Here is a 22,813-nt window from a genome sequence, read left to right as displayed (position 1 = left end):
CCAAATGAGGCCGGTCAAAGTTAGCACTAGGAGGAACAAACACCCCTCTTTCGACAGGCTGTGCTAGTATGCCTGGCCTAAATGACAGCTTAATGACGTTGATACCTCTGTGCTGAACTTTAATCACCCCAAACAAAAACAAGTATTGCTAATCGCTTTGCCGATGATCGCATCCAACCTGACCATTCCCCTGCTCTCTTTGGTTGATACCGCCGTGGTCGGCCATCTTGAACATGCCTGGTACTTAGGCGGCGTAGCCCTTGGCAGCAGCTTAATCAGTCTGTTGTTTTTACTGTTAGGCTTTTTGCGGATGAGCACAACAGGCCTGACGGCGCAGGCCTTTGGCGCCAGGGATCACAGTGCCCAGCGCAATGCGTTGCTGCAAGCCGGTCTGGTTGCTGTAGGGCTGGCAATTCTGCTGTTGCTGCTGCATCCGCTGGTGATGCCCTTGGTACAGCTGGTGAGCCAGGCCAGCAGCGAAGTGCTGCAGCAAGCCGGTATTTATTTTCAGGTACGCATTTGGAGTGCCCCAGCGGCACTGCTGAATATGGTGCTGCTTGGCTGGTTTCTTGGCTTGCACAATGCCCGCTACCCAATGTGGTTATTGCTGATCAATCAAAGTCTGAATATTGTGCTGGATTTACTCTTTGTGCTGGGCTTTGGCTGGAAAGTCGCAGGGGTAGCCGCTGCCTCGGTGATTGCCGATTACAGTACTTTGCTGGTTGGTATGCTGCTGGCACGACGGCTTTGGCAACAGCATCAGCTTGCTCCCTTTGCGTTTCGCCAACTTAGTCAGCTGGCCGGATATGGCCGCCTGTTTGCCCTTAATCGCGATATTTTTATTCGCAGTCTCTGCTTGCAAGGGGTGTTTGTCTTTATCGCTTTTCGCGGTGCCAGCTATGGCGATGCCATTGTGGCCGCCAACGCCGTGCTCATTGCATTTTTAATGCTGGTGTCCTATGCACTGGACGGTTTCGCTTATGCCGCCGAGACCTGTACCGGCAAAGCGGTGGGTGCCAAAGACAGCAGCGAGCTGCAGCAGTTGTTTGCCATTCTGGCTGGTTGGGGTCTGTTACTTGGTATTGTTTTCAGCCTGCTGTTTTGGTTGGGCGGTACGGCTTTGATTGGCTTGCTTACTTCCATTGCCGAAGTACGCCATAATGCCGCTCATTTTCTGCCCTGGCTGATAGCTTTGCCACTGATTGCGGTTTGGAGCTACCTGCTGGATGGTATCTACATAGGTGCCACTAAAGCCAGAGCCATGCGCAACAGCATGCTGCTGTCCTTCGCTGGCTTTGGTCTATGCTACCATCTGCTGCAAGGCATGGACAACCATGCACTCTGGCTGGCATTGTCGGTTTTTATGCTGCTGCGCGGCCTGACCCTGGGTTGGCCTTTATACCGGTACGGTAGCGATTATTTGCTGAAAAACTAAAAAAACACTCAAGCAGCGCAATTTTTAGCCGATACAACGGATAGGCTATACTTCGTCCAGAACAAACTGAGGGTCTTACTTATGGCGATTGCACCTATTCCCCCAAAGGCTGCCGAGGCGAGCAGCAAGCAGGAGTCTGCTCCCAAATCCGAGCTGGATAAAGCCGTTGCGGATCGCGCTGCGAAAGAAACCGCCAAAAACGCCCAGAATGCAGCCATTTTGGCGGCCAATGAGCAGGTGAGCTTAAAATCCAACAGCGAAAGCCTGCGCTTGCTGTACAAAACAGCGCTGGAAGCCATTAACAAAGAGTTGGAGCCGGTGCTGGGTGAAAATGCAGCACAGAAAACCTACGACTCCGGCATTGATGTCTCCCCGGAAGCAACCGCTGAGCGCATTGTCAGCTTTGCCACCAAGTTCTATGGCCGTTACGAGAAAATGACGCCGGATATGGATGAACAGGAGCGGCTCGATAGCTTTCTGAACATTATTGGCGGCGCCATCGATCAGGGCTTTACCGAGGCCAAAGATATTTTAAAAGGTCTGAATGTGTACGAAGGCGAGATTGAACGCAACGTCGATGCCACCTACGACTATGTGCTGAAAGGCCTGGCACAGTTCCGTGAGCGCATGGAAGAGATGATGCAGAAAAAAGCCGACACTCAATAATTCGGATGCTGTGATAAAAAAACCGGGCAGCTGTATAGTGGCCCGGTTTTTTATTATAGCGATGTAACTCGTTACAGATTGTCTTCAAACAGTTTAAAGATACGGCGGTATTGATCCAACCAGCTGCTAGGCTGCACATAGCCGTGATCTTCAACCGGATAAATCGCTGTTTCAAAGTGCGGAATTTCCAGCTCGATAAAGCGCTGTACCAGACGCACTACATCCTGGAAGAACACATTGCGATCCACCATAGGTGCACTGATAAGCAGCGGATACCGTAAGCCTTCCGCAAAATAGATCGGCGAGCTACGCTCATAGGCAATAGGGTCAATATCCGGTGTATTCAGGATATTGCTGGTGTACGGGTGGTTGTAATAGGCCCAGTCGCTGACCGGCCGCAGAGCGGCACCGGCTCTAAACAATTCCGGCTCATTAAACATGGCCATGAAGGTCATAAAACCACCATAAGAGCCACCATAGGTGCCAACCCGGTTGCGATCAACATGGACGTTTTCTACCATCCAGTTCACGCCATCCACCAGATCTTCGACTTCCGGCGTGCCCATCTGACGGTAGATAGCGGTGCGCCAATCACGGCCATAGCCTTTCGATGCCCGGTAGTCCATATCCAGCACCACATAACCATGCTGAACCAGCAGATTGTGGAACAGGAACTCGCGGAAATAGACCGACCAGCCCAAATCGCTATTTTGCAGATAACCGGCACCATGATTGAAGATCACTGCACGACGAGGCTCGCCGTCCTTGTGATTCTCTGGCAGGTACAACTTGGAGTAGATAGGCGCAGCCTGATGACTGGACGGCACCGGTACAATTTTCGGTGCCTGCAACGGCAAGGCTTTAAAAGCATCGGAAATGGTATAGGTTAAACGCTGAACATCAGCAGCTGGTTCTGCGCTGGTAACATAGAGCTCATGCGGCTTTAGGTTGTTGGAATAGCGCAACAACAGGCGGCTTTCATCCGGTGATAGCTGAAAATCAACCGCTCCTGGCAAGTTGGTGACTTGCTGCAGTTGGTTGTTGCTAAGCTGCAGCCGGAACACATCGTACTGGCCCGGATGATTACGATTGCCTTTGAAATAGATAAAACGGCCATCGCGGGTCAGCACAGGGTTTGCCACTTCAAAAGTGCCTTCGGTAAGCTTCTGCGCACGGCGCTGATTCAGTGCCCTGGTGTACAGATGCGAGTAACCGCTTTCTTCAGACAGGTAATACAAGGTATCACCGGCCGGCAACCAGCCAAAATCATTGAAAGCATAGTTAATCCAGGCGCTGTCGTGCAGACGGTGCTGTGGCACCAGCCGCTTATTGGCAAAGTCTACCGTCGCCAGCCAGCGATCTTTGTTATCGAACGCCTTGAGCATCACGGCCACCTGATTGCCCTGTGCATTCCAACGCATCGCGCTTTGTGTCCAGTACCAATCGGTCATCAGGCCAATATCGCGGATCACTTTTTCACTGCGATAACGCTCGCCTCGGGCGCGGGCATTTTCCGTTTTGACCTCTTTTAGCACATCTTCATTGTAACCAGGCAAGCTGGTGTAGCTTAAGGTATGCTGGCTACCATCGCTAAGATCCACCAGAATCAACTGTTGCGGCAAGGGCTTGAAATCATGTACCCGGCGACGCACCGACTCGGCAATGATGTCACCGCTTGGGGTAATGTAGTTCGGCATAATATCGCGATCACTGCTGCTTTGTTGATCACGAATGGCTACCAACAGGAAATTGCCCTGCGGCGACAGACTGGCATCGACAATGTGCTTGTCTTTCCCTACATAAATACTCTGCGGCGGCATTGCAGGATTGTGCTGCTTTAATTCCTGTTCCTGCTGATGGCGCTCGGTGCGATTGCGCTGCTGCAAAGCAACAAACTCAAGCAGCTTGTGCTGCTCTTGTGCCAGATAGCTCTCTGGTACGCTGGGCGCTTTAGGTTCATCTTCTGTACGAATACTGAACAGCTGTTCAGTCAGACCCGTGGCTGTATCCACCGCAAAATACTGCCAACCACTGCGATAGGCCAGCCGGCCATCGGTTAAAAACTGCAGGTGACTTTGCCGGTCCTGACTACGGGTCAGTTGCCGAATGGTACCGCTTTGACTTTCTTTAACAAATACATTGCCCTGGAAAATATAGGCTTGCAGCTGACCATCGCTGGAATACACCGCATCGGCTGCACCCATCTGATGCACTTCAGCCAGAGGTACTAAGGTCCCGTTATCCCGATTAGTTTCCGTCACTGAGCGCTTGTACCAGTCACGGATTTCACTGCCTTCACGCTTGCGCTGGTAGTAAATAAACTGACTGTCTGCAGACCAAAACTCATTTTCCGGCTGGCGACCCAACCAATCCGGATCGGCCATAATCTGCTCCATGGTTAGCCGGATGCTGGCATCAGTCGCATAAACTTGCTCCAGCTGAATGGTTTCAATTGGGTGAGTGAGCCGTTCGTTTTTGGCATGCACGGGAGAGGTGGCCATACAGGCACCTGCCAGAGCAGCCGCCAGTATCGAGGTTGTCAGTAGTTTCATAGTGGCACTTTTATGATTATGGGTATGGTTGTTGGAATACCACCATTTATACAAAGGCTAAGGTCAGGATGCAAGCAATGCGGGTTCAAGCGGGGTAGAAACAAGATTAGCGCCCAAGGGTAAGCTCTTTACCAGATGGGCGCTCATTCAATAGCAATGTTTATCAGGCAGCCAATTTACGACTCAGTTCACCGATACGCTGCTCGGCTTTATCCAGCGCAGCTTTAGCAGCCTCCTCGCCCATATTCAGACCTTCCGCGTAAATAAAGTACTGCTCACTCAGACCAATAAAGTTGAAGAACTGCTGTAAAAACGGTGTTTGGCTATCTGCATTTGTGCCCTGATAGATACCGCCACGGGTTGCGAAAACAACGACCGGTTTTTCGGACAGCAAACCAACAGGGCCTTGCTCAGTGTACTTAAAGGTAACACCAGCACGAGCAACCCGGTCAAACAAAGCTTTTAACTGGCTTGGCACACCAAAATTGTACATAGGTACGCCTAACACAATCGCATCGGCTTGTTTAATACGGGCAATCAGATCATCCGAATGACGAGCCAGGGCAGCCTGCTCCAAAGAACGATCGGCTTCCGGCGTCATCCAGGCAGCAATTTCATTCATTTCTAAATGAGGCAGCGGCTGACTGGCCAAATCAATCCGATCCAATTGGACGTCGGCAGGCAACTTAGCAAGAAATTGTTCAATAAGCTGGCTCGATTTACCCGCTTTACCGCTGATAGAGCTCTCAATCACTAAAACTGTTTTCATAATAGGTCTCCTACTGGTTGATGGGCCCATGATACATCAACAAAAAAGGATGAAAACCAGAAAATATCACAGTTATCTTTCGATAAAATGAAATGAATCAGTTTGGTCATTCCGCTCGTATAAGATGATGTTCTATCCACTGGCAACCTTTGCACAACTAGGAAAGACGAATGATGTTGAATTTAGCATCCACTCAGAGGCATGATGGGACCACAACTGTACAACGTGAGCCCGGAATGTCGACGAACGATGAAAATGCCCCAGAGATCCGTACCGGTCAATGGGAGGATGCACTGAGTTTTGTCGCAGTACATCAAGACAAAGCTGCTTACTCTGAACTGTTTAGCTATTTTGCTCCCCGTCTTAAAGCTTTTGGCATGAAGATGTTTGGCAATGAACAGCAAGCTTTAGAGATGGTGCAAGACACCATGCTGAATGTGTGGCGAAAAGCCCGGCTGTTTGATCCAAGCCGAGGTTGCGCCTCGACCTGGATTTTTACTATTGCACGTAATGTCCGCTTCGATATGTTACGCAAAAAGCAAAGCCGTAAAGACGATATCAGCGCCGACGACCTCTGGTACGACGGTAATTACCCTGAGCAGGAAGACTCAGGCAGTCATCAATGGGATACCGTTTTGATGACTGAAAAGTTGGCACCACACTTTGATCGCCTGCCCGAAGCTCAGCGTTTAGTGATGGTAAAAGTTTATTTAGAAGAAAAGTCGCATCAGGAAGTTTCGGATGAGCTGGCCATTCCGTTAGGTACGGTAAAATCACGAATTCGTCTGGCACTGGATCGTTTGAGAGAGGCACTCGATGACACACGCAGTTAAATATCATCCGGGCATTCCGTTACTGGAACAATACGTGGAAGGCACATTGGAAGCCGATGTTGCTCTGGCGGTATCCGCCCACATTGATTTGTGCCCACATTGCCAACAGCTTTGTCTGGATCTTTCAGCTGAACAAGGTTTGATGCTGGAAAAGTCAGCCCCAGCTGCTGAACTTAATGTAAGTGATATGGATGAGATGTTGGCCGAGATCCTGGCGCATACTCAACTGGATACTGGTCAGGTAAGCTCCCAGCCTGAAGGGCCGGTTCAGGTGCATCTAAAAGGCAAAACCTTTACGGTACCTCGTGCTTTAGCGCGGTTGGTGGAGCAGCAAACCAAATGGACCCAACTCGGCAGCATTGCAAATGCTAAGCTGCCAGCGGGTGACAAACGCCATGTGTCCTTGCTGTATATCGATAAAGATACCGCAATTCCGCAGCACACCCACAAGGGGCTGGAAATCACCCTGGTATTGAGTGGCCGTATTGTCGATGAACAGGGCAGTTATGGTGTTGGCGATATTTTGATCAATACGCCCGACGATACCCATACGCCGCGCACCTTGCCGGATGAAGACTGTTTGTGTCTGTCGGTATTAAGTGCGCCACTCCAATTTAACAAAGGCATTACCCGTTTACTTAATCCACTTCAGCACTTGTTTTACTAAATCAACACCCAACCTTTTAGGGCCAGCAACCACTGGCCCATTTTTCAACTAATAAGCGCCATACCACCTTTTAAATTGTACAACTGACCAAAACCCAATCGTGCTAATACCTGGCAGGCAACCAGGCTTCGATTGCCGGTGCGACACACCATCAGTAAAGGGGTATCCAGCTGCCAATCAGCATGGCTGAGCAAATGGCATAGCTTCGATAAAGGCACCTCCCGAACCATACAACCTGCTGGCAAGTAAGGAGCCAAAGCACCTGCGCTCTGCTCGTGCGGTTCGCGCACATCCACTACCTGCAGATTGGGTTGCAAGCGCATAAATTCCGTCAGTTGCTCAGGTGCAATGGTCGCCTTGGCATCGGTTGGCATGACTTCGACCAAACCACAAAAGTGTTGCTCCAGCGCTTGCAGTTGACAAGCCTGGGCATTGGTGACTTGCTGCCAGTCATCACTCGGTAGCTCATCTTGCAACAAAGATCGTAACAACGGCTGCTCATCGCAGGCAATTGACAGGGTGGTGAAAAAGCGCTGAGCGTAATCGTGACTGGATAGCAATAATGTATCCGGCTGAATATGCTGTTGCAGACGCTGCACACTGCGTTGCAAGGCTTTCGCATCGCCACCAGCCAAATCAGTTCGTCCTACCCCGCCAGGTAACAGCAAGTCGCCGACAAAAGCGGCTCTGAGCACATCCTGTTGATACAGCAGGTAACTGCTGGCACCGGGGCAATGGCCCGGTGTGTCCAGGCGTTGTAGGCAATACTGACCACATAACAGCTCATCCGTTTCTGTAGGCCACCCCAAAGCATCGGTGGGCTGGCGACAATCCAGTTGCAATAAGGTACACAGCTCAGTTCGGACCGAAGCATGGTCAGGATGCTGATGCGTATCCAACACCGCTTTTAGCTGTAACTGCTGGCCCTGTATCATCGCCTGCAAACGCCCCAGCAATGGGAGCGCGGCATCAATCACTACCGCTGCACGGGTTTCAGGGCAGACCAGCAGATAACTGCACAAACCTTCATGTTTTAATTGTGTCAGTCCCTTGGTATGCCACTCGAGCGTAGGAGTGGCGTCCGTCAGCACCAGACAATGCTTTTGCACAACAGCTGCCAACTCACGAATGCGCTGACAAGCCTGCAGGCACTCTACCGGGGTCATCGCCGGGCCAAAAGATAGCCTGATTGAACCTTGCGAGCGCCAGGCTTCCAGACCCATGGCATCCAATACGAAACTGCTGGGTACCTTCGAGCTGCAGGCAGAGCCTGAACTGACACGAATGCCGGCAGCATCAAACAAGTCCATAATGTCTTTGCTGTAAAAGCCGGGCACTGAGAAGTTAATCGTGGTAGGTACGCAATAAGGCGCATCGCTGTTAAGCACCAACTCTGGAAACACCTGGCGTAAAGCCGCCAGTAAATCGGCCCGGTATTGCCAAAGCTGTTCCACTGGCTGAAACACCGAGCCCTCTGTCTTTAACAGCTCACTGAAAATAGCATGCAAGGCTGCGACACCAGGCAGGTTTTCAGTACCAGAACGTAAACCGCTTTCCTGACCACCACCAACCACCAGCGGTTGGTAACTGGTACCAGCACGCAGATACAAAAAGCCAATACCTTTAGGAGCATAGAGCTTATGGCCGCTAAAAGGAGCATAGTCGATGCTGGTATCTTGTAAACTCAGCGTCATTTTCCCGAGCGCCTGCACACAATCGACCAACCAGGGAATATCAGCTCGCACGGCACGAATGCATTGCTCTAACGCTGTTAAATCCTGCTGCACTCCGGTTTCATTATTCGCCGCCATGGTGCAGATCACCGCGGCTTTGGGCAACTGCTGGCGAATAAAATCTAAATCCAGCAAACCGTTTTGATCCACCGGTATAGCACACAAGGTCGCATTGAGCCCAAGCAACTGATTCCAGTGCTGCAAACTTTGCGGAATGGCCTTGTGCTCGGTTGCGCCATACAGTAGTAAGGTATCCGGACCAGCGCGGCCCTCTGATTTGGCTTTGCTCAGCGCTGATAACACCGACGCCTGAATGCCTTCGGTTGCCCCAGAGGTGAAAATAATGTCGCCAGCACCGGCACCCACCAACTTACGTGCCAGTTGGCGGGTTGCTTCCAGCTCGACCTTGGCTTTGATGCCGGTGGCATGGGTGCTGCTTGGGTTACCAAAACATTGCATCATGTGATGTTGCACTGCCTCAGCCGCACAGGGCAGCACCGGCGTAGTGGCATTGTTATCCAGGTAAATCTCAGCACGGTTGGCAGACAAAAGTGGTTTCATAGCGGCTCAACATATAACAAAAAAGAATATGATATTCCTTTTAATGATACGTGGCTTTTACGCACTCGACAAGGCTTGCTGCAGTGATGACGAACAATAAAAAAGCGAGCTGTTTGGCTCGCTTTGTTAACTCAGAAGAACTCGTCCAGATAAGAGTCGTCGTACTCCTCTTGCTCTGGCGGATTGCCGTCGTAAATTTCGAACAAGCGATTTTGCAAATAGGCCTCACGAATGAAGGCATAGGGATCGAACGAGTCCTCCAACAAATGCTCCATCGACATGGCTTTTTCGCGTTGGGTCAGGCCGCTCAGTACATAACGGGTAATGGTCAAAGGCGTATTAAACAAACCAAGGGGTGAGTAGAGTGCATCCACCAAATCGCCACCGGTATCCCGGATGGTTGAAGGGCCCCGCGCTGGCACCATTAAGAAGGATCCTTCTCCTACGCCCCAGACAGCCAGTGTCTGACCAAAGTCTTCCCGTCGTTCGTTCAAACCAATTTTAGTCGCAACATCAAACAAGCCAAAAACGCCGATGGTACTATTGACTAAAAAGCGACCGGCACTAATCGCCATGCTGGCTGGTTTGGCTTGCAAGGTGGCATTGACGAAACTATCCGGTTCCCGCAAGTTGCTTAGAAAATTGTCCACCCCGCGTCGGGCCGGTGTTGGTACCACGGCCATGTAACCAACCGTGGCCGGACGCAACAAGTTGGGATCCAGGATCTCATAGTTCAGCTCCCACATGGCACGGTTAAAACTTTCTAAAGAGTCGCGTGGATCCCGCTCAGCGGCTTGCTCTTTGGGTGCACTCGCACAGGCCATCAAGCCAAAAGCCAGACAACACGCGGTAGCCAGCTTAAAAAAATGCTTTGTGTTCAAGATCCTTCCTCTGTATTTAATCCAATAAACCATTATTTAGCTTGCAGCCGCAGCGATACCTGAACTTTGCCATCACTAAACAATTGCGGCGCCGATACCACTTCAAAACTGCCTTGCCGATCATCCACAGAACCACTGGGTGAAAAGAGGGCTACCACTTCCACATCATCAATACTGGCTAAGGTCCAGCCTGGCTGCATTGCCATCTCTTCGGTCAGCATCAGCTGTAATTCACCGGCAGGTACCGGAATACGCTGCGCGGCTACAGGTAAGGCCGGACCATCCGGCTGGCGGACAAACACAAACACACTGGCATCCGGATACTGCTGACGCAAAGACGGATCTACATCCAAGGTTAACAGCACCTGACGCTCTTGACGTGCACTGACTTCATGTCCCAGCTCCTGCAGCTTTTGCAGTACTGCAGCATAACGCGGATCAGACGCAGGCAAACGATCCAGCAATAGCATCCAGGCTGCTGTGGCCTCCTCCAAATCGCCTTTCTCATAAGCGATGAAAGCGAGTAATGACAAGGCATCCAAATTGTCAGGATCATTCGTCAGTACCCGTGCCATAGCCCGCCCCGCTTTCGCCAGCTTGTCATCACCACCAACTACCAGCAAAGCCTGACTGTAACTGATCAGCAAAGAAGGACGCTCCGGGGTCATCAACAGCGCTTTTTCGAAGGCATCAATCGCATCGATCATCAGCCCCTGCGACATCCAGATGCGTCCAAGCAAAAACCAGGCGGCGGCATCATCCCCTTCCCTGGTCAGCTTAGTACGAATAGCTAAAGCAAAGTTGGTCAGCTCTTCATCATTCAAGGGTTCACCACGACCAAGCAAAGAACGCTCACCGTACTCGGGCAACTTTTGCTGCGCCAATTGCCAATTGGAAAGATCTCCGTAATGGCCATTCCAGCTGTAAATGCCAGCCACCATCACTATCAGGGCCACGGTTAAACCACCGTACCAACGCCAGCTGCTTTTGGAAGCTTTTAATTGCACCGCTTTGGCTTCCTGTTCCAAAAACTGCTGTTTCAGTTCATTGGCAGCACTGTCAAAATCCTGCTCTGCCAACTCACCGGCATCGCGCGCTGTCGCCAGCAAATCCATCCGCTCAGCAAATAATTGCGCTGGAGTTTGCTGCTCACCGGCTCTGGCACTGCGTGGCCAGGCCATAAATACCACACTCAGGGCCAGCATCAACACTGCCCCTAGTAGCAACTGCCACATCATTATTTTTTACTCCGATAAGCGTCGATAATGGCGTCGAGTTCCTGCTCCAACGCCGGATTGCTTGCCTTAGCTGTTTGCACTGTCTGACGACGTCGCAGCATGTACCACAGCATCAGCACCAGCAGCAGTATAGGCAACACCCACAATAACAGGGTAAGAGGGTTTAACGGTGGGCTGTAATGCACAAAGTTACCGTAGCGATCAACCATAAACTCTATGACTTCCTGTTTGCTGTGGCCCTGCTGCACCAGCTCATAGGTTTTGTTACGCATATCAATCGATACCACCGCATTGGAGTCGGCAATATTCTGGTTTTGGCACTGTGGACAACGCAGTTGCTGAACCAGCTCCTGATACAGCTGGCGCTTAGCATCATCCTCAAATGGCAGGATTTCCTGACCAGCCCACAGGGTTAGACTGCAAAGCAGCAGCAAGAGCGCAGATAAACGGCTCATGGCTGAGCTCCCTGATACGCCAGGCCAACCTGCTGCAACTGCTCAAAGGCGGGTTCAAATTTCTGCCGCCATACCCGCGGATTGATGTCACCAACATGGTGCATGCGAATTTTGCCGTTGGCATCCACCAGGAAGGTCTCAGGCGAGCCAGACACGCCTAAATCCAGCGACAAGCGGCGGTTTTCATCCAGAATATTGAACTGATAAGGATTGCCAAAGTACGCCAACTCGCGCTGAACATCGCGCTGCAATTGCCCCAGGCTGAAGTGATCACCAAAAGCCGGATCAACCGGCAACGGGTAATACAGACCAACCACTTTAACCCCCTGCTCTTTGAGCTCGGTCATAAAGCCCAATTGTGCCTTGCAAGTGGGGCACCAAACGCCCCACACGCTCAGCAAAAAAGGCTCGCCGGTGAGTAACTCACGATTCCAGCGCTGTTCTGGCTGCATCAAATCCGGCAAGTCAAATGCAGGCAATGGGCGGTTAAGCAGTGCCGAGTCTCTGGTCCAGGGATCCGAAAACAAGCCAGTAAATAGAAACACCGATACGCCCAAAAATATTGCCAGAGGCGCAAAAAACAGCCATTTACGCATGAGCCAGCTCCTTTGTAGCATCGCTCTGATCATCGCCTGAAGGCGCAGCAGCACGACGCAGTACTTTGCGCCGATAGCGCACATCCAGCAAAGACCAGGTTGCCCCTATCGCCATTAATAAACCACCCAGCCAGATCCAGCGAACAAAGGGTTTGACCTGCACCTTAAACGACCAGGCGTCCCCAGGCAGGGCTTCACCCAGAGAGACATAAAGATCACGGCTTAAACGAGCATGAATAGCTGCCTCGGTCATCACCGTGCGCTGAATGGTGTAAAAACGCTTTTCAGCATGTAAATTGGTAATGAAACGACCATCCCGCTCCACTTTCAGATCCGCGGCTTCCCCCCCAAAGTTAGGGCCATCCAGCTTGTACAGATCGAGCAAAGTAAATTCATAGCCGGATAATGTCACCGTATCTCCTACTTGCATCCGTACATCCCGCTCCACGCTGTACGTTGTGGTCATGGCAATGCCAATCACCATCACCGCGAAACCAATATGCGCTGTGGTCATGCCGTAATGACTGGCACTTAGCTTGCGAATACCAGCCAAGCCCTGACCAAATTGGCGAATACGTTGACCGACCTCACCCAAGGCCGACATTCCGACCCAGGCACCCAACAACAAACCAATCAGGGCAACATTGGCCTGTACCGATTGCGTTGCAGCCATCAGACCAACCGCCACGATCAAAGCCGCCACAGCGATCATCGCCAGCGGAGGGATCAGCGGTTGCCATTTTTGCTGTTTCCAGCGCACCCAAGGACCAAGACCCAGCAATAAACTAAATGGGATCGTCAGATAAAAGAACATCGCATCAAAGAAAGGTTCCCCGATGGAAATGGAACCAAGACCTAACTCCTGATGGAACAAGGGCAGTAAAGTACCCAGAAACACTACCAGGGTGGCTGTCAGCATAAAGACATTGTTGCCCCACAGCATGACTTCACGCGAAAACAATTGATAGCGGGCCTGACTACGTACCGAACGCATGCGAAGCCCGTACAGCAGTAAGGACCCACCAATCACAATCAGCAAAAACACCAGCAGGAACATACCGCGACTGGGATCGGTCGCAAACGAGTGCACTGACACCAGTACACCGGAACGCACCAAAAAGGCTCCCATCAAACTGAGCGAAAAGGTTGCCAGCGCCAGTAGTACGGTCCAGGATTTAAAGGTGCCACGTTTTTCCGTCACCGCCAGGGTATGGATCAGCGCTGTGCCTACCAACCAGGGCATAAAAGAGGCATTCTCTACCGGATCCCAGAACCACCAGCCGCCCCAACCAAGCTCTTTGTAAGCCCACCAGCTGCCAAGCATGATACCCAGCGTTAAGAACATCCAGGCCGCTAAAGTCCATGGGCGCGCCCAACGTGCCCAGGTACTATCAAACTTACCACTGAGTAGAGCAGCAATGGCAAAGGCAAAGGACACCGCAAAACCGACATAGCCCATGTACAACAACGGTGGGTGAATGATCATGCCAAAATCCTGCAACAGCGGATTCAGATCATTGCCCTCGACCGGGAAGTACGGCAGACTGCGCTCAAAAGCATTCGACATGAACAGGGAAAAAGCAATAAAGCCAACACCAATCCAGCCCATAATGCCGAGAATACGGCCCTGCATTAACAGCGGTAGTTGCTTGGAAAACAAGGCAACGGCAGCCGTCCACAGCGTTAAAATCCAAACCCAGAGTACCATCGAGCCTTCGTGCGAGCCCCAGGTTGCCGTCAGCTTGTAGTACCATGGCAAGACAGAGCTTGAGTTGGAAGCCACATTGATCACGGTAAAGTCATCGGTGTAAAAAGCGTAAGCCAAAGCCACAAAAGCAAGGCCGGCAAACAAAGCAGCCGCCAGTGCCAGCGGCTTGCCGAGCATCAGTGCACGTTCATTGCCCGTATAGCTTCCATACAGAGGGACAATGCCCAGTAACAACGACAGCGCAAAGGAAAAGGTTAACGCCAGTTGACCAAGTTCAGGGATCATCAATAACCCCCTGCCGACTCTGTCGCAGTTTGCTGCGATGGCGGCACATGCTGGATGCCTTTTAAGGCTTTAGCTACTTCAGGTGGCATGTATTCTTCATCGTGCTTAGCCAGCACCTCTGTGGCGCGAATTAACCGGTCCTCGACCAGGTGCCCCTGCGCCACTATGCCCTGCCCTTCACGAAATAAATCCGGCAAAATACCATTGTATTCGACGGTCACTGTTGGACCTGTATCGACCAAATCAAAGCGCACGAGCAAAGATTCAGGATCACGCACCACAGAGCCTTCCACGACCACACCGCCAATCCGTAAGCGCTGGCCGATTTCAGGCCGAATTTTATCCGCCCCTATGCCTTCCACCAGCTGAGTTGGGGTATAGAATAAGTTGATGTTTTGCTGCAGCGCATAAAGCATGGCACCAATCGAACCGGCTACCAAAGCCAGAATCGCTAGAATGGACCATAATCGTTTCTGTCGTCGTGCATTCATTGATGCTCTGCCTCCTGATACTGCTTAATGCGTTGTGCCCGCGCCAACTTCTGACGAAAGTTCTGATGAAAGGCTTTCACTTCCCAAAAGCAGTACACCACCAGACCAATCAGCAGGCCATAAGTCAGGCCATAAGCCAACCAAATGTAAAAGCCATAACCACCCATGGCCAGAAAATCACTGAAACTATCAAACTGCATTAATGTCCTCCCAGTGTTGCCCGTACCCAGGGCCTGTGCTGCTCATGTTCTAAAATAGCGGTTCGCAAGCGCAGACACACCAACGCCAGCATCAGCAGGTAGAAACCCAGTAAACTAATCAACAAGGGCCATAACATGCTGGGATGAACCGAGGGCGTATCAAACTTGGTGATACTGGCACCCTGATGCAGGGTATTCCACCACTCCACTGAAAAATGAATAATTGGGATATTGACGATGCCAATCACGGCCAGCAAGGACGCTACCTTACCTCCGGTTTGACGATCCGAGAAAGCACCATAGAGGGCGATCACCCCCAGATACAGAAACAACAAAATTAACTGCGACGTAAGCCGTGCATCCCACTCCCACCAGGTGCCCCACATGGGTTTGCCCCAAGCCATACCAGTAAGCAGTGAAATCGCGGTAAAAACGGCACCAATCGGCGCGATAGCCAGCACGGACCACTGCGCAACCTTCACCTGCCATACCAAGGCGATAAAGGCAGCAATGGCCATCATGGTATAGGTGCTCATCGATAGCAAAGCGGAAGGAACATGAATGTAGATAATGCGAACCGTATCAAATTGCTGGTAATCCTGCGGTGCAAACACTAAGCCCCATAGGTTGCCAAACAACAAAATACCAATGGCTGACAGCATCAACCAGGGGAACAAACGCCCGCAAAAATGGTAAAGAGTCTCAGGTTTTGCAAGTGGATGCAGCCATTTAAACATACTAACTCACATTTATCCGTAACGCACTGGCGACAGCCAGCGGCACCAAAGCCAACGCCAATAACAACATGGCGACCAGAATAGCAAGTTGTCCACTGTAAGGCAGCCCCATGCTGGCTGCCTCGATCGCCGCACTGGCAAAAATAAGCAGTGGGATATACAGCGGTAATATCAACAACGCCAATAAGATACCGCCTTTATCGGCAGACATCGTCAGAGCAGCACCCAGTACACTCAAAATACTCAGCAAAGGCGTGCCCAGTAGCAGGGTTAACATCATGGCGACAAAAGCCTTGGACTCGACACCAAGCAACATTGCCACCACCGGCGATATTAGCACCAAAGGCAAGCCGGTACTTAACCAGTTCGCGGCGGCTTTGGCCAGTACAAAAGCCATCAGACCCTGCCTGGACGCGACCAGCTGTTCAATCACACCGTTGCGGTAATCATCCCGGAACAAGCGTTCAGCCGCCAGCAAGACGCTCAGCAGCGCTGCAATCCAGACAATGCCAGGTGCCATTATACGTAACTGATTCGGTTCTGGTCCAACCCCTAATGGAAACAAGGTCAGCACAATAATAAAAAACAACAATGGATTCAGCCAATCAGCTTTTTGGCGTCCCAGCAGCACCAGCTCACGGCGTAAGAAAGTCACTACCATCGGTACGCCAGCTCCAGGGTTTTGAGGGTTGGGAAATCCTGGCTCAGTGCTTGATGGGTGGTCACGATAATAGCCCCTTCTGCGGCCAGATGCTGATGAAAGCGTTGCTGTAAGCGCTGAATTGCTTGTTGGTCCAAAGCAGTAAAGGGCTCGTCAAGGATCCAAAGTTGAGCCTGGGTTAACCAGAGCCTGGCCAGCGAGACCCTGCGTTGCTGACCTGCCGACAACATACGGCAAGGAATGTCTTCCAAACCAGCCAGGCCAAGCTGGCCTAATAAATCCATGCTGTCAGTAAAAGGCAGTTGATAAGCCGCACGCCAAAAAGCAATATTCTCCACCGCTGTTAGGTGCTCATGAATACCGCTCTGATGGCCGATATAGCATAAAGAAGCAGCATACTGCTCGGCCTGTAAAGCAAGGGGCTGTCCGCAAAACAGAATGTTCCCGTCATCCGGAGTGGACAAACCGGCCAACAGGCGCAACAATGAGCTTTTACCAGCGCCATTTTTACCCTGTATTTGCAGTAGCTGGCCGGGTGACAACTCAAGATCCAGCGCTTCGAACAGTACTCTGTCCTGGCGGATACAACTTAAGCCGCGGGCGCATAAGAAGTTGGTCACTGCATGGCCTCCTGGTAAAATTGCGCGGATCTTACCATATTCCTAATGGAATACGAACGCATCAGGCCAGTACAAGCATGGTAAAAATGATTAAAATAAGATGAACCCGATCAAACTTGAGCAATTGCTGCAACTAACGGCAACTGGGCGAACTACCAATGCGGCGGTTCCACTGAAAGCAGACAAGAGCTACAGCGGTGTCATCTTAACCGATCCAGTACAAGGTGCGCGCTTATTGCAGCTAACGACCAGTCAAGGGATTTTGCAGCTCCGTCTGCCCAAAAGTATTCAAACCAGCAATGGTACGCCGATGCAGGCCAGCTTTCAGCAACTACCGGACGGCCGGGTACAGGTGCAGCTGCAAGCCAAAGGTGAGGCGATGCAAAGCTTCCCACTCAATCAGCAACAAGCATTAACCTTAGCTTTAAACTGGGGGGCGAGCAGTAAAGTTGGCACACAGGGCATCACAACCAGTACCGCCACCCAACTTCCTGTCGAGTTAGTAACCAACTCGCAGCAAAGTCAGATCCGTTTACCACAAGGAACCCTGCTTCATCTGCCCGAGACCTTACACCGCACCATACAATCCCTGATAACACAGTTTCCTCAGGCCAGGCTTCAAGCCAGTATTAGTCTTGGCACCGGCCAGGAGCCTAGCCTGTTTATCGAAGTTAAACCAGGTAGCATCGCCAAGGTTGCGAACACAAACCTCAAAGAAAATACCGGCACCACAGCGACACCGCAGCGCTTGCAATACCAGCAACTCACCCTACCGACGCAACTGCAACAACAATTGTTGCAACGACTAGCTGACAGCGTACAGGGCCAAACAGTGCCAGCACGCCTACAACAGCAATACTTGCAAATGGGTGCACTGATGTTGCCTTTGCCGCAGGTACGATTGCCTTCTGGTAGCTATCAAATCAGCTTGCAGCAGGAGATGCAACACTGGCAATTGCACTTGCAAAGCAAGCAACAAGCCAGCCATAAAGTGACCGTATCGACGGAAGCTTTCAATCGGCCTATTCAATGGCAAGTCCCTACCGTTGCGTCAACCAGTGCCCAGCCAAGTACAACCAACCTCGCTGGCAATGAACTGAAAACATTGCTGGATCAGGGCTGGCGAGCATTACTGCCGTTATTGCCCGACAGCCCAGCTCGCCTGGCGAGTCTGCCAGAACTGCCACAGCCCTTGCAGCAAGTACTGCAACAATTGCGTCAGCAACTGCCTGGTGGCCAACAGGTTTTACAAACAGCACAGGTACAGCAACAGTTGCAAGCCGTCTTGCAGTTCAATCCTTTGCAGATGCCAAGGCAACTGGCAGGCAGTGCTGCAGGCACCCTGGCAATCGCCATTCAGCTGTTGCTCGGCAGGCTCAGTCAGCAAGCACCAACAGCAAATCAGAGTCCACTTGCTCAACGACTGATCCCACTACTGCAACAACTGGATGCACAAAGTGCCAGCCAGTTGCTGCGTCAACTGGCCAGCCACAGTGGTGCCATGCAACAAAGCCAGCTGGCCAGTGCCGAATTGCAGCAACAGCAGCCCAGCCAGTTTCTGCTGCAACTACCGATCCAGCTGGAGCAGCAAAGCAGCCAACTTCAGGTAAAAATAGAACAGCGGGAGGAATCGGCTGAGTCTGCTGGTGACAACAACGCAAAAGTCTGGCAACTGACCATGCATTTTGATTTGCTGGAGCTAGGTAAATTAATGGCAAAAGCCCGGCTGCAGGAAAACCGTCTGAATCTGCAGATTTACAGTGAGCAAAGTAAGGCGCAGACACTGGCTGAGCAATTTTTGCCTCTGTTGACCGAGCGCTTGACCGCTCAGGGAATAGAGGTTGAACAGGCACAGTGCCAGCTTGGGGTAGTACCAGGCACTTTGTTTACCAGGCAAAGTAGTTTAATTAAGGTTCAGGCTTGAGGGCCTTATGATGAAAAAGACAAAGTCAGCTACCGCGCTTAAATACGATGGAAAATCCGCTCCGAAAGTGGTTGCCAAAGGTCATGGTGAACTGGCGGAAGATATCCTTAGCATTGCCAAAGAACATGGCATTCTGGTGCATGAAGATGAAGAGCTCAGCAAGCTGTTAACTGGTCTTGAACTTGGCGACAGTATACCGACTGAGTTGTATCTGATTATTGCTGAGTTGATTGCCTTTTCGTATGTACTACAAGGCAAATTTCCCGAGAACTGGCACAATATTCATCAACGTATTGATTTAAAAACCTAAGATTTTTGCTGGTGTAAATTAAACAGCAGCTCAGCTTCCGCCCTTGGCAACTCACACTCGCGCATTATCTCTTCCAAATCCGCACCTAACTGCACCATTTTCATGGCCCGGCTGTAGATTTTTGACTCGGGTTCAATCAACTGCACCGCCTGCAGTTGCTCCGCTTGTTCTGTCAGCAATTGCTGCTGACTTTGCAGTTGAGACTCAAGCTCAAGCACACGCTGACCAACACCGATCACACCTGAGCGAAGCTCTGCCAGCTCCGCCCTGAGAAGGCGAAGCTCTTGCTGATTTTCGTCGGTACTGTCTTGCTGCAACAAGCGCTGATCTGAGCTGGCATGCTGCTCAGAGCTGTGTTGCAGACTACGCCACAGCAACCAGGCAACCAGTAGGCTTAATGCACACAGCCACCCAATCAGCATGCTGCTATCCTATTACAGAGCGCTGATTTCATCCCACTCTTCATCCGTCAGCAGTTTGTTTAAATCCACCAAAATCAGCAACTCGCCATCCCTATTGGTAACGCCCTGAATAAACTTAGCACTTTCATCATTACCAACATTAGGTGCCGTATCAATTTCAGAAGCTTTCAAATAGACCACCTCTGCCACGCTATCGACCAGAATGCCTATCACCTGCTTATCCGCTTCAATAATCACAATACGTGTGTTATCAGTCACTTCAGCGCCGTTCAAACCAAAACGCGTTCGCGTATCAATGACCGTGACGACATTACCACGCAGATTGATGATGCCCATCACGTAATCCGGAGAGCCAGGTACAGGCGCAATTTCGGTATAGCGCAATACTTCTTGCACCTGCATCACATTGATGCCATAAGTCTCATCTTGCAACTTAAAGGTGACCCATTGCAGGACCTCATCACCTTTGTCACTGTTTTTTGCGCTCTGATTCGCTACATTGCTCATTCCAGCTCCTCATCAACGGCTACCAGGCCGTTGTATTTAGCTTAGTGCTCACTGCTCTGACCTTGCTTTAGCATGTTAATCAAAGCATCCACATCCAGTAAAGCACACATGTGTTGTTTTATCAGCCCGGCAAGCCAAGGCCTTTTTCCTGTTGACTCTCGCCACTTTACCTCATCCTGCGATAAAGTCACTGTGTTGACCAATTTATCACAAGCCAAGCCCCAAGCTGTATTACTTAACATTATAACATACTGATACTGATGCGATTCGGCTTGCTGCCGATCAAATTTTTCTGGCATCACCCAAAGACCAGTATCCACCACATTGATTTTCTGTTCCCGCTGCAACATCACACCTTTAAACCAGGCTGGCTTGCCAGGCATGGTGTTGATCGCCGTTAATTTATGGATCCCACCTAATTCCTTTAATGGCAGCGCGACGGTAAGGCCTGCCACACTGAAAAACAATGCCTGAAAGTCACCTTTGCGATAGGCCTTCTCCGAGCTAACACTATCCGCTGTAAACCCAGGTCGTGATTTGCGGCTGACGACAGTTTGTTCTAATTCAGTACTATCCAGTTTTGGCGGCACCAGTGGCTTCGTTTCTTTAGCAACGACAGGAGCAGGCTCTGCTGCAACCTTGGTGGTAGTTACTTTCGCCAATAAAGACTCAAGCTTCTTCTTAACCTCTGGCTCTTCCCGGACAACCGCAGGCTGAATTTCATCATCGGTCAGTAAGGCGCTCAGATAATGCTGCATCACCTTCTGACTGCTGTATCGATCAGACATGGCCGCTCTCCGCAGGCAACTGCAGAAGATAACTTAGTAAAGTATTGTAGGCAAAGACACCTCGCGAGCGCGGAGCAAACACAGGCGGCGGTGTTTGCGCCAGACTGGCGTCACGAAACTTGGTATCGACCGGCACAACAGCAGACCAGACTTTATCCTGGTACTTGGCTTTTAGTTCCTTATAGGCTTCAAGCGATGCTTTGGTTCGCTTATCGTACATGGTTGGAATAATGGTAAAGCTATAATCTTTTTGCTGCGACTGACGCATCAAGCCCATGGTAGCAATCATCCGCTCCAGACCTTTTATCGCCAAGAACTCCGTTTGCACCGGGATTAACACCCGATCACTTGCAGCTAAAGCATTCACCATCAAGACGCCCATCACCGGCGGACAATCCAGCAGGATATAATCGTAATCTTTACTTAACTTACTTAAGCCCTTTTTTAAGATTAAACCCATGCCGTTTTTATTGCCCAGGGAGCGATCAAGCGTTGCCAGTGCCATCGATGAAGGTAAAATATCCAAATTATCTACACCACTGGGACAGAGCGATTGCAAAATCTCTTCCCGGCTGATGTCTTTACCTCGCATAAAAATATCGTAAACACTGACCTCAAGCTCTTCGGCATCAATGCCAAAATAGTAGGTCATGGAAGCATGTGGATCGATATCAACCAACAATACCCGCTGGCCGCGCTCAGCCAACAAGGCTCCCAAGGTCACGGTGGTCGTGGTTTTACCAACACCACCTTTCTGATTTGCTATAGTCCAAACAACCACATTAAGGTTCCTGCTGTTGCGGCGATGCCGGAGGTGGCTCTTCGTCGCGGGTAGTGATGCGGATGCCGCCACCAGGCAAGCGAATCACCCGAATACTGCCATCCTCCTGCGTAATATTCTCCAGTTGCTGAATGACCTCAGCCGGTATTTCAGGCGGCGCTTCAAGCATATCGATAGCAGCATCGTCTGCGCGATAACCATACTTTGAAATCGCAATCACTACCCGACGGTTTTCAGCCCGACCGTCCGCAGTGGTATTATCCGCCGTCGGATAAAACTCACCATAGCCTTCAATCGCCATGCGTTGCGGTGCAACGGCCAAAGCCTCTAACAATCTCAATACGGATGTCGCACGGGCAACAGATAATTCCCAATTGGAGGCGAAAAGCTCATTGTTAATCGGTACATTATCAGTATAGCCACGAACACGGATAAAGTTGTTGATGGGCACAATTATACCAGCGATTTCATCCAGTACGGCCTGCGCCGATAAAGTAGCAGTGGCGCTGCCACTGGGAAACAATAAACCACTATTCAGTTCAATAGTCAGCCAGTTCTCATCCTGTTCTACCTTGGCCAAACCTTGCTCCATCAGATGCGCAAGAGCTTCATTTAATTCGGCTTCAAGCGAACTCAGTGGCGAACCCAGTAAGCGCTCGGTCACTTCGGATAAATCCGTTGCATCCGCCACCAAATCAGGGCCTTTCGCCGGCTCCAACGAAGCACCAAACAAATCAAAATCGCTTTGTGGGCCAGGCTCCAGCAACACAGACGTCCCTTCCACCCCTGTGCCAGAACGGTCGGGGCGCTCAAAAATTTTGGTGAGCGTATCCGATAAAGCGCGGTACTCTTCGTCCTTGACGATGGACATGGCGTAAAGCACCACAAAGAGTGCGAACATCAATGTCATGTAATCAGCATAGGAAACCAACCAGCGATCCAGCTCTTCGCCTTCAACTTTCTGATGCTTGTTCTTATGCCGGTACATGCTAC

The 22,813-nt window shown here is 50.9% G+C and carries 24 protein-coding genes; 6 read left to right on the top strand and 18 right to left on the bottom strand.

Annotated features, from left to right (window positions below):
- Positions 1 to 109 precede the first annotated feature (109 nt).
- Positions 110 to 1,435: an MATE family efflux transporter DinF gene (dinF, locus tag JJU14_RS05030; RefSeq protein ID WP_228611496.1), complete on the top strand. Its 1,326-nt coding sequence runs from the start codon at positions 110 to 112 to the stop codon at positions 1,433 to 1,435.
- 81 nt (positions 1,436 to 1,516) lie between these two features.
- Entirely contained in the window at positions 1,517 to 2,101 is a 585-nt protein-coding gene (locus tag JJU14_RS05025; protein WP_228611495.1) for a DUF5610 domain-containing protein, read from the top strand.
- A gap of 71 nt (positions 2,102 to 2,172) precedes the next feature.
- Here the strand turns inward: JJU14_RS05025 and JJU14_RS05020 are convergent, their stop codons facing one another.
- Both JJU14_RS05020 and JJU14_RS05015 read right to left on the bottom strand, forming a co-directional pair.
- A complete protein-coding gene (locus JJU14_RS05020; protein ID WP_228611494.1) occupies positions 2,173 to 4,653 on the bottom strand; it encodes a prolyl oligopeptidase family serine peptidase in 2,481 nt (826 codons plus the stop codon).
- A gap of 163 nt (positions 4,654 to 4,816) precedes the next feature.
- Positions 4,817 to 5,422 carry an NAD(P)H-dependent oxidoreductase gene (locus JJU14_RS05015; RefSeq protein WP_228611493.1) on the bottom strand — a complete coding sequence of 202 codons (606 nt, stop codon included), beginning with the start codon at positions 5,420 to 5,422 and terminating at the stop codon, positions 4,817 to 4,819.
- A gap of 236 nt (positions 5,423 to 5,658) precedes the next feature.
- On the opposite strand from JJU14_RS05015, the gene JJU14_RS05010 reads away from it, so the two are divergent.
- Positions 5,659 to 6,255: a sigma-70 family RNA polymerase sigma factor gene (locus tag JJU14_RS05010; RefSeq protein ID WP_091341769.1), complete on the top strand. Its 597-nt coding sequence runs from the start codon at positions 5,659 to 5,661 to the stop codon at positions 6,253 to 6,255.
- Positions 6,239 to 6,922: a ChrR family anti-sigma-E factor gene (locus JJU14_RS05005; protein WP_228611492.1), complete on the top strand. Its 684-nt coding sequence runs from the start codon at positions 6,239 to 6,241 to the stop codon at positions 6,920 to 6,922. Before JJU14_RS05010 ends, JJU14_RS05005 begins: the two co-directional genes overlap by 17 nt.
- Positions 6,923 to 6,966: 44 nt before the next feature.
- Here the strand turns inward: JJU14_RS05005 and JJU14_RS05000 are convergent, their stop codons facing one another.
- The 11 genes from JJU14_RS05000 to ccmA form a co-directional block, all read right to left on the bottom strand.
- A complete protein-coding gene (locus JJU14_RS05000; protein ID WP_228611491.1) occupies positions 6,967 to 9,216 on the bottom strand; it encodes an aminotransferase class V-fold PLP-dependent enzyme in 2,250 nt (749 codons plus the stop codon).
- Between the two features lie 131 nt (positions 9,217 to 9,347).
- Positions 9,348 to 10,097: a VacJ family lipoprotein gene (locus tag JJU14_RS04995; protein WP_366914882.1), complete on the bottom strand. Its 750-nt coding sequence runs from the start codon at positions 10,095 to 10,097 to the stop codon at positions 9,348 to 9,350.
- A gap of 32 nt (positions 10,098 to 10,129) precedes the next feature.
- Entirely contained in the window at positions 10,130 to 11,335 is a 1,206-nt protein-coding gene (gene ccmI, locus JJU14_RS04990) for a c-type cytochrome biogenesis protein CcmI (protein ID WP_228611490.1), read from the bottom strand.
- Positions 11,335 to 11,790, bottom strand: coding sequence for a cytochrome c-type biogenesis protein (locus JJU14_RS04985; RefSeq protein WP_228611489.1), 456 nt, complete (start codon positions 11,788 to 11,790; stop codon positions 11,335 to 11,337). The genes ccmI and JJU14_RS04985 overlap by 1 nt, the downstream gene beginning before the upstream one ends.
- Complete coding sequence (locus JJU14_RS04980; RefSeq protein ID WP_228611488.1) at positions 11,787 to 12,386, bottom strand: redoxin family protein; 600 nt, start codon at positions 12,384 to 12,386, stop codon at positions 11,787 to 11,789. The genes JJU14_RS04985 and JJU14_RS04980 overlap by 4 nt, the downstream gene beginning before the upstream one ends.
- On the bottom strand, positions 12,379 to 14,379 hold the full coding sequence (locus JJU14_RS04975) for a heme lyase CcmF/NrfE family subunit (protein WP_228611487.1): 2,001 nt from the start codon (positions 14,377 to 14,379) through the stop codon (positions 12,379 to 12,381). The genes JJU14_RS04980 and JJU14_RS04975 overlap by 8 nt, the downstream gene beginning before the upstream one ends.
- Positions 14,379 to 14,870, bottom strand: a complete 492-nt coding sequence (gene ccmE, locus JJU14_RS04970) for a cytochrome c maturation protein CcmE (RefSeq protein ID WP_091341783.1) — start codon at positions 14,868 to 14,870, stop codon at positions 14,379 to 14,381. Before ccmE ends, JJU14_RS04975 begins: the two co-directional genes overlap by 1 nt.
- A complete protein-coding gene (gene ccmD / locus JJU14_RS04965; RefSeq protein ID WP_228611486.1) occupies positions 14,867 to 15,070 on the bottom strand; it encodes a heme exporter protein CcmD in 204 nt (67 codons plus the stop codon). Before ccmD ends, ccmE begins: the two co-directional genes overlap by 4 nt.
- Complete coding sequence (locus JJU14_RS04960; RefSeq protein WP_091341787.1) at positions 15,070 to 15,807, bottom strand: heme ABC transporter permease; 738 nt, start codon at positions 15,805 to 15,807, stop codon at positions 15,070 to 15,072. The genes ccmD and JJU14_RS04960 overlap by 1 nt, the downstream gene beginning before the upstream one ends.
- A 1-nt stretch (position 15,808) precedes the next feature.
- On the bottom strand, positions 15,809 to 16,468 hold the full coding sequence (gene ccmB / locus JJU14_RS04955; RefSeq protein ID WP_228611485.1) for a heme exporter protein CcmB: 660 nt from the start codon (positions 16,466 to 16,468) through the stop codon (positions 15,809 to 15,811).
- Complete coding sequence (ccmA, locus tag JJU14_RS04950) at positions 16,462 to 17,088, bottom strand: cytochrome c biogenesis heme-transporting ATPase CcmA (RefSeq protein WP_228611484.1); 627 nt, start codon at positions 17,086 to 17,088, stop codon at positions 16,462 to 16,464. Before ccmA ends, ccmB begins: the two co-directional genes overlap by 7 nt.
- A 100-nt stretch (positions 17,089 to 17,188) precedes the next feature.
- On the opposite strand from ccmA, the gene JJU14_RS04945 reads away from it, so the two are divergent.
- Both JJU14_RS04945 and JJU14_RS04940 read left to right on the top strand, forming a co-directional pair.
- Complete coding sequence (locus JJU14_RS04945) at positions 17,189 to 19,012, top strand: flagellar hook-length control protein FliK (RefSeq protein ID WP_228611483.1); 1,824 nt, start codon at positions 17,189 to 17,191, stop codon at positions 19,010 to 19,012.
- A 7-nt stretch (positions 19,013 to 19,019) separates the two neighbouring features.
- Positions 19,020 to 19,322: an EscU/YscU/HrcU family type III secretion system export apparatus switch protein gene (locus JJU14_RS04940; protein ID WP_228611482.1), complete on the top strand. Its 303-nt coding sequence runs from the start codon at positions 19,020 to 19,022 to the stop codon at positions 19,320 to 19,322.
- Here JJU14_RS04940 and JJU14_RS04935 read toward each other — a convergent pair.
- From JJU14_RS04935 to JJU14_RS04915, 5 genes are read right to left on the bottom strand one after another with little or no spacing between them, the layout of a single operon-like run.
- Entirely contained in the window at positions 19,319 to 19,744 is a 426-nt protein-coding gene (locus JJU14_RS04935) for a DUF2802 domain-containing protein (RefSeq protein WP_228611481.1), read from the bottom strand. The two genes, JJU14_RS04940 and JJU14_RS04935, sit on opposite strands and share 4 nt — an antisense overlap.
- Before the next feature lie 12 nt (positions 19,745 to 19,756).
- The gene (locus JJU14_RS04930; protein ID WP_228611480.1) at positions 19,757 to 20,251 is read right to left on the bottom strand and encodes a chemotaxis protein CheW; all 495 of its coding nucleotides are present in this window, start codon (positions 20,249 to 20,251) and stop codon (positions 19,757 to 19,759) included.
- A 41-nt stretch (positions 20,252 to 20,292) separates the two neighbouring features.
- Positions 20,293 to 21,039, bottom strand: coding sequence for a chemotaxis protein CheW (locus tag JJU14_RS04925; protein WP_228611479.1), 747 nt, complete (start codon positions 21,037 to 21,039; stop codon positions 20,293 to 20,295).
- On the bottom strand, positions 21,032 to 21,820 hold the full coding sequence (locus JJU14_RS04920) for an AAA family ATPase (RefSeq protein WP_228611478.1): 789 nt from the start codon (positions 21,818 to 21,820) through the stop codon (positions 21,032 to 21,034). Before JJU14_RS04920 ends, JJU14_RS04925 begins: the two co-directional genes overlap by 8 nt.
- Before the next feature lies 1 nt (position 21,821).
- Positions 21,822 to 22,808, bottom strand: coding sequence for a flagellar motor protein MotB (locus tag JJU14_RS04915; RefSeq protein WP_228611477.1), 987 nt, complete (start codon positions 22,806 to 22,808; stop codon positions 21,822 to 21,824).
- Positions 22,809 to 22,813 lie beyond the last annotated feature (5 nt).

This window comes from Alkalimonas sp. (assembly GCF_020831925.1).
Lineage (GTDB): Bacteria > Pseudomonadota > Gammaproteobacteria > Enterobacterales > Alteromonadaceae > Alkalimonas.
Note: the sequence above shows the minus strand (reverse complement) of the source record. Positions and strands in the feature narration are given on the sequence as shown.